Source organism: Pseudarthrobacter leeuwenhoeki, assembly GCF_055412885.1.
Window position 1 is genome coordinate 23,809 of record NZ_JBVAYY010000023.1, and the last position, 7,876, is coordinate 31,684.

Below are 7,876 nucleotides of genomic sequence, written 5' to 3' on the forward strand. Positions count from 1 at the left end.
GAAGGCCCTGATGACGGAGGGCCTTCGCTTTGGCCGTTTTCCGATCACCGCAGTGCAGCCTGCAGTCGAAGGCGGGAAATTTCCTGCCAAAGCCGCTGTGGGGGAGACCCTGGTGGTGGGTGCCACCGCCTTCCGTGAGGGCCACGACCGGCTCGGCGTCAGCGCCGTCCTGCTCGATCCCCAGGGGAAGGAACGCCAGCGCGTCCGCCTCGCCACGCCCCGGGGCCCGCGCGGTATGGGAACCGACCGCTGGGAAGGGCTCCTGACCCCGTCCGGCACCGGCAACTGGTCCTTTGTGATCGAGGCCTGGCATGACAGCTATGGCACGTGGCACCACAACGCCGAGGTGAAGGTCGAAGCCGGGATCGACGTCGAGCTGATGCTCGCAGAAGGCGCCGCACTGCTCGCCGCAGCGTCCGAGGATTCCGCCCGCCCGTCCGGGGACCGGCGGACCCTGCGGATGGCCGTCGTCGGGCTCAACGACACCAGCAAGACCGCCGAGGAACGCCTCGCCGCCGGATTCAGCGCCGAGGTCGCCGACGTCATCGAACGCCAGCCGGTCCGCGAGCAGGTCACCGTTTCCGAGAAGTACCCCCTGCTGGTGGAGCGGGAGCTCGCCGGCAGGGGCGCCTGGTACGAGTTCTTCCCCCGGTCCGAGGGCGCCGTCCGCAACCACGAAACGGGCGAGTGGACCTCCGGAACCTTCCGCACCGCCGCCCAGCGCCTCGACGCCGTCGCTGCCATGGGCTTCGACATCATCTACATGCCGCCGATCCACCCGATCGGCATCCAGCACCGCAAGGGCCCGAACAACACCCTGCTCGCCGGACCGCACGATCCCGGCTCCCCCTGGGCCATCGGGGCCAAGGAGGGCGGCCACGACGCCATCCACCCGGATTTGGGCACCTTTGAAGACTTCGATGCCTTCGTGGCGCGGGCCGGAGAGCTGGGGCTGGAAGTGGCCCTGGACCTTGCCCTGCAGGCCGCACCGGACCACCCCTGGGTCGAGAGCCACCCCGAGTGGTTCACCACCCGCGTGGACGGCAGCATTGCCTACGCCGAGAACCCGCCGAAAAAGTACCAGGACATTTTCCCGCTCAACTTCGACAACGATCCCGCGGGCCTGTCCAATGAGATCCTGCGCATTGTGTTCCTCTGGGTGAGCCACGGCGTCAAGATCTTCCGGGTCGACAACCCGCACACCAAGCCGGTGTGGTTCTGGGAATGGCTGATCGAGAAGGTCAACAAGAAGCACCCCGACGTCGTCTTCCTCGCCGAGGCCTTCACGCGCCCGGCCATGATGCACGCGCTGGGCCGTGCCGGCTTCCAGCAGTCCTACACGTACTTCACCTGGCGGAACACCAAGGAGGAGCTGGAGGAATATTTCCAGGAGGTCAGCCACAAGTCCCCTGCCTACTTCCGGCCGAACTTCTTCGTCAACACCCCGGACATCCTGACCGAGTTCCTGCAGTACGGCGGTCCGCCCGCGTTCAAGATCCGGGCTGCGCTGGCTGCCACCGCGAGTCCCATCTGGGGCGTCTACGCCGGCTTCGAACTCTACGAGCACGTGGCCCGTCCCGGTGCCGAGGAGTACATCGACAACGAGAAGTTCGAATACAAGGCCCGGGACTGGGACGCGGCGGCCGAATCCGGCCGGACGCTGGCCCCGTACCTGAGCCGGCTCAACGCGATCCGGCGCGCCCACCCCGCCCTGGGGGACCTGCAGAACCTGACAGTGCACGAGAGCACGGACAACGCCACCGTCGTCTACTCGAAGCACAAAACCCTCCCCGACGGCACCAAGGACACACTGATCATCGTCGTCAACGTGGATCCGCACGGCATCCGCGAGAGCACCGTCACGCTGGATCTGGCGGCGCTGGAGCTCGACGCGGACGACCTGACTCACAATGGCCGGTTCATGGTGGATGATCTTGTGACCGGCGAGAGCTGGGAATGGGGGGAGTACAACTACGTTCGGCTGGACGCCCATGTCGAGCCGGCGCACATTCTTAGCATCCGGAGGCATCACCAGTGAGTTTCAGCCCGTCAAACCCCAACCAGCACTACAGCTCGAAGGGATCCTATGAGTTGAACGCGCCGGGCCTCCAACACGATCCGCACTGGTACCGCAAGGCGGTCTTCTACGAAGTGCTGGTCCGGGGCTTTGCCGACGGAAACGGCGACGGATCCGGCGACTTCCACGGGCTGATCGAGAAGCTGGACTACCTCCAGTGGCTCGGCGTCGACTGCCTGTGGCTCCCGCCCTTCTTCCAGTCCCCGCTCCGTGACGGCGGCTACGACATCTCGGATTACAACTCCGTGCTCGACGAATTCGGCACCATCAGCGATTTCAAGCGCCTCGTCGCGGAAGCCCACGCCCGCGGCGTGCGGGTGATCATTGACCTCCCGCTGAACCACACCTCCGACCAGCACCCCTGGTTCCAGGAATCCCGCAAGGATCCCGACGGACCGTTCGGCGACTTCTACGTCTGGAGCGACACGGACGAGAAGTACGAAGACGCCCGCATCATCTTCGTGGACACCGAGGAATCCAACTGGACCTTCGACCCGATCCGGCGCCAGTTCTTCTGGCACCGCTTCTTCAGCCACCAGCCGGACCTCAACTTCGAGAACCCCAAGGTCATCGACGCCCTCTTCGACGTCGTGCGCTTCTGGCTGGACCAGGGCATTGACGGCTTCCGCGCGGACGCCATCCCCTACCTCTTCGAGGAGGAAGGCACCAACTGCGAGAACCTGCCGCAGACCCACGAGTTCCTGCGCAAGCTGCGCAAGATGGTCGACGAAAGCTACCCGGGCCGCGTGATCATCGCCGAGGCCAACCAGCCGCCGGCTGAAGTGGTTGAGTACTTCGGCACCGAAGCGGAACCGGAATGCCACATGGCCTTCCACTTCCCGATCATGCCGCGCCTGTACTACGCGCTGCGGGACCAGAAGGCTGCGCCCATCATCGAAACGATGAAGGACACCCCGGCGATTCCCGAAGGCGCCCAGTGGGGCACTTTCCTGCGGAACCACGACGAGCTGACGCTGGAAATGGTCACCGCCGACGAGCGCGCGGCCATGCTCGGCTGGTACGCACCGGACCCGCGCATGCGCGCCAACATCGGGATCCGCCGCCGGCTTGCGCCGCTGCTGGACAATTCCCGCTCGGAGATCGAGCTGATCAACGCCCTGCTGCTGTCCCTGCCCGGCAGCCCGTTCCTGTACTACGGGGACGAGATCGGCATGGGGGACAACATCTGGCTCGAGGACCGCGACGCCGTCCGCACCCCGATGCAATGGAACCCGGACCGCAACGCCGGGTTCTCCAGCGCGGACCCCGGCAAGCTGTACCTTCCGGTGATCCAGTCGCTGGTCTACAACTACAGCATGGCCAACGTCGAGGCCGAGGCAGCCCACTCGGGTTCGCTGCTGCGCTGGACGCGCCAGATCCTCAGCGTCCGGAAGAACCACCCCGCCTTCGGGCTGGGCGGGTTTGAGCATGTCGAGGCGGACCACGACGTCGTCCTTGCCTACCTCCGCGAACTGCCGGAAGGCAATGCAGCCGGCGAGGACGGCGAAACCATCCTGTGCGCCTTCAACCTGTCCCAGCATCCGGTGGCCACCACGCTGCGGGTGCCGAGGTTCGCGGGACGCGGCCTCCGGGACGTGTTCGGCGGCCAGGCGTTCCCGGGGATCTCCGACGACGGAACCCTGACGCTGACCCTGGGCAGCCACGACTTCTTCTGGCTGCGGATCCGGTCTGCTGCCTCCAACCCGACATCGCCCCACACCCAGGCCATGCCGATCCTTTCAATCGAAGGCTGAGATGTCCCGACCCACCCTTACACCGGCCCTGAGCGGACTTCTCGGCGGCTGGCTGCCGCGCCAGCGCTGGTTCCCGGTCAAGAGCGCTGCGTTCAGTTTCGAGCAGGCCGGGGGGCTGCGCCTTGCCGGCGGTCCGGACGGCGCTTCAGCCAGCGCAGAACTTGAGGTGCTGCTGCTGGCGGTGAGCTACCCGACGCCGGACGGCTCGCGGACCGACGTCGTGCAGGTCCCGCTCAGCATCCGCCGCGCGCCACTGCCGGGGGCGGACTCGGCGCTGATCGGGCAGCTTTCCGACGCCGGAGCTCCCGGCGCCCTGTGGATTTACGACGGCGTCCACGACGCCGAGTTCATCGCGGCGTGGCTGGAACTCATGCGCCACGGCGGGACCACCCCGGCCGGAAACGCCACCGGCCACCTCGTGGAGTCCGGCTACGTCCTGCCCCTCGCCACCGGCGTCGTCTCAGTCCTCTCCGGGGAGCAGTCCAACACTTCCGTGATCGTCGACGACGGCGGGTCGGCCGCGATCCTGAAGTTCTTCCGTGTGCTCTCCGAGGGCCAGAACCCGGAGGTGGAAATCGGCGCCGCCCTGACAGCAGAGCGCACCGTTGAGGTGCCGGCCACTCTCGGCTGGGTGACCGGGGAGTGGGCAGAGGCACCCGCCGGGGCGCAGGACGCCCGCGCCGCGCGCTGCGAACTGGCCGTGGCGCACGAGTTCCTCGCCGGCGGCCTGGATGCCTGGCGACTGGCCGTCAGTGCGGCGAATGAGGGCCGGGATTTCACCGCCGAAGCCCGCGCCCTGGGCGCCGCGACTGCCACGGTGCACCGCCGGCTGGCCCAGGCACTGGGCGTCGCTTCGGAATCGGTCCCGGGCGGTGACATTGCGCCCGGCGTAGCCCAGCGGGTGCGGCAGTCCTGGGCGCAGGCCGGGGCCGCGGTGGGCCCGTACGGTGAGGCGCTGGACCGGCTCCTGGAGCGCCTCGAGGGCAGCGGCGCCGGGCCCCTGCAGCGGATCCACGGTGACCTCCACCTGGGCCAGATCCTTCAGGTTCCGGGCGGCGCCGGGAAAGCGCCGCGCTGGGCTATTCTCGATTTCGAGGGAGAACCCCTCCGGCCGATCTCGGAGCGCAATTTCCCGGACGTGCCGCTGCGTGACGTCGTCGGAATGCTGCGGTCCTTCGACTACGCCGCTGGAGCGGCCGTCCGCGAGCACCCGGAGGCGGACGTCCCGGAGACCTGGGTGGACGACTGTGCCGAGGCCTTCCTGGCCGGGTACGCCGAAGTTATCCCCGGCAGCATCGACCGCGATTCCCCGCTCTTCGTCGCCCTGTGGCTCGACAAAGCCCTTTACGAAGTCATCTACGAACTACGGAACAGGCCCGACTGGCTCTCCATTCCGGTCCACGCATCACGTCGACTCCTCGGGAGTACAGGCTCCGGCGTTCCTGCCGAAGCCGCAGCGGAAGGTATCAAAATGACAGGTTCAGCACGTATCGATCGTCCCGGAAGTCCACTGCCGGTGGATGCGGACACCCTGGCGAGGGTCGCCGCCGGCGAACACCACGCGCCGCACTCGGTCCTGGGCGCGCACCTGGATGACCACGGCCACGTCACCATCCGCACGGTCAAGCACCTCGCCGAAGCCGTCTCCGTTGTGACCGCAACCGGCACCTTCCCGATGACGCACGAGTCCGGCGGGGTGTGGGTTGCCGTGCTGGAGCCGCTGGAGACGGGCCACGTGCCCGACTACCGGCTGGAAGTGAGCTACGAGGGCAAGGCTCCGGAGCCGGCCGACGACCCGTACCGGTACCTGCCCACCATTGGCGAACTCGACCTGCACCTGATCGGCGAAGGCCGCCACGAGCGCCTCTGGGATGTGCTCGGCGCGCACGTCCAGCACTACAAGTCCGCCCTGGGCGACGTCGACGGCGTGTCCTTCGCCGTGTGGGCGCCCAATGCGCAGGCAGTACGGGTCACGGGCGATTTCAACGGCTGGGACGGCCGGCAGCACTCGATGCGGTCCCTCGGCTCCTCCGGGGTCTGGGAAGTGTTTATCCCCGGCGTTTTGGCAGGGGCGTGCTACAAATTCGAGATCCGGACCAACCAGGGTTACTGGGTGGAGAAGGCGGACCCGATGGCCTTTGGCACGGAGGTTCCGCCGCTGACAGCGTCGCGTGTTGTGGAGCCCTCCTACGCCTTCAAGGATGCGGAGTGGATGGAAGCGCGCGCCGCACGGGATCCGCACAACTCGCCGATGAGTGTCTACGAAGTGCACCTCGGCTCCTGGCGGGTCGGGCTCAGCTACCGGGAACTGGCGAAGGAGCTGGTCGAATACGTCAAGTGGCTTGGCTTCTCGCATGTGGAGCTCATGCCGGTGGCAGAGCACCCGTTCGGCGGCTCCTGGGGCTACCAGGTCACGTCCTACTTCGCCCCGACGTCGCGCTTCGGCCACCCCGACGAATTCCGGCACCTCGTGGATGAACTGCACCAAGCAGGCATCGGTGTGCTGCTGGACTGGGTGCCGGCGCACTTCCCCAAGGATGAGTGGGCGCTGGCCCGGTTCGACGGCGAAGCGCTGTACGAGCATTCCGACCCGAACCTGGGCGAGCACCCGGACTGGGGAACGCTCATCTTCGACTACGGACGCAGCGAAGTGCGCAACTTCCTGGTCGCGAACGCGCTCTACTGGCTCGAGGAATTCCACATCGACGGCCTGCGGGTGGACGCCGTCGCTTCGATGCTCTATCTCGACTACTCCCGCGAGGAGGGGCAGTGGCAGCCCAACCGCTTCGGCGGACGGGAAAACCTTGAGGCCATCGCCTTCCTGCAGGAGGTCAATGCCACGGTCTACAAGACACACCCCGGTGCGGTCATGATCGCCGAGGAATCCACCGCGTTCCCGGGTGTCACGGCGCCGACGAGCCAGGGCGGCCTGGGCTTCGGGATCAAGTGGAACATGGGCTGGATGCACGACTCGCTCAAGTACATGGCCGAGGATCCGTTCAACCGCCGGTGGCACCACGGCACCATCACCTTCTCGATGGTCTATGCCTACACGGAAAACTTCCTGCTGCCGATCAGCCATGACGAGGTTGTGCACGGCAAGGGCTCGATGCTGCGGAAGATGCCGGGCGACCGCTGGCAGCAGCTGGCGAATCTGCGTGCCTTCCTGGGATACCAGTGGGCCCACCCGGGCAAGCAGCTGATCTTCATGGGCACGGAGTTCGGCCAGGAAACCGAATGGTCCGAACAGTACGGCCTGGACTGGTGGCTGGCGGAAACTCCGGCGCACCGCGGGATCCAGCTCCTCACCAAGGACCTCAATGAGCTGTACAGCTCCACCCCGGCACTCTACGAGCGGGACAACGACCCCGCCGGGTTCCAGTGGATCAACGGCGGGGACTCCAACCGCAATGTCCTGACCTTCATCCGCCGGGACGCCGCCGGCAACCCGATGGTGTGCGCCTTCAACTTTTCGGGGTCTCCGCACACGGACTTCCGCCTGGGTGTCCCCGCGGCGGGGGAGTGGCAGGAAGCGTTGAACACCGACGCCGCCGCGTACGGAGGTTCAGGTGTCCTGAACGTTGGCACCCTCACCGCGCCGGACATCGCCACCGACGGCCAGCCGGCCACCCTCACTGTCACGCTGCCGCCGCTGGGTGCCGCGTACTTCAAACCGGTGAGCTGACGCAGGACAGATGCCCCGGCCGCGGCGCGGCCGAACATCGTCGAAGAGCCCGGAATCCCCGTGATTCCGGGCTTTTTGGTGCCCCGCTGCAGCCCGTCCGGGGCGTCCTTTGCCAGCGGGGCAAAGTGGTGGTAGAGTTTATTTCCGCGCTGCTCCCCGGAGTTGAACGGCCCCCCAGACACAGACGCCTCACGGCGGTGCTGAATCAGGGAGTCGGTTTGACAAGGGCGAAGCGGCCCGGTAAGATTACGAAGTTGCTCCGGAGCGATCCACGGCTGAGGTTGTGGTGGTGCCGGGTGTGTCTGTTGTTTGAGAACTCAATAGTGTGCCAAGTTTGTTGATACCAATTTATTGTATTGA

At 66.6% G+C, this 7,876-nt stretch carries 3 protein-coding genes; all 3 read left to right on the forward strand.

Going from position 1 to position 7,876, the window contains the following annotated elements; translation table 11 throughout:
- The first annotated feature begins 10 nt into the window (after positions 1-10).
- The 3 genes from ACZYX4_RS16625 to ACZYX4_RS16635 are packed head-to-tail and all read left to right on the forward strand — an operon-like array spanning position 11 to position 7,516.
- A complete protein-coding gene (locus ACZYX4_RS16625) occupies positions 11-2,038 on the forward strand; it encodes an alpha-1,4-glucan--maltose-1-phosphate maltosyltransferase (RefSeq protein ID WP_463877942.1) in 2,028 nt (675 codons plus the stop codon).
- Entirely contained in the window at positions 2,035-3,831 is a 1,797-nt protein-coding gene (gene treS / locus ACZYX4_RS16630; RefSeq protein WP_463877930.1) for a maltose alpha-D-glucosyltransferase, read from the forward strand. The genes ACZYX4_RS16625 and treS overlap by 4 nt, the downstream gene beginning before the upstream one ends.
- A gap of 1 nt (position 3,832) precedes the next feature.
- A complete protein-coding gene (locus ACZYX4_RS16635) occupies positions 3,833-7,516 on the forward strand; it encodes a 1,4-alpha-glucan branching enzyme (protein ID WP_463877933.1) in 3,684 nt (1,227 codons plus the stop codon).
- Positions 7,517-7,876 lie beyond the last annotated feature (360 nt).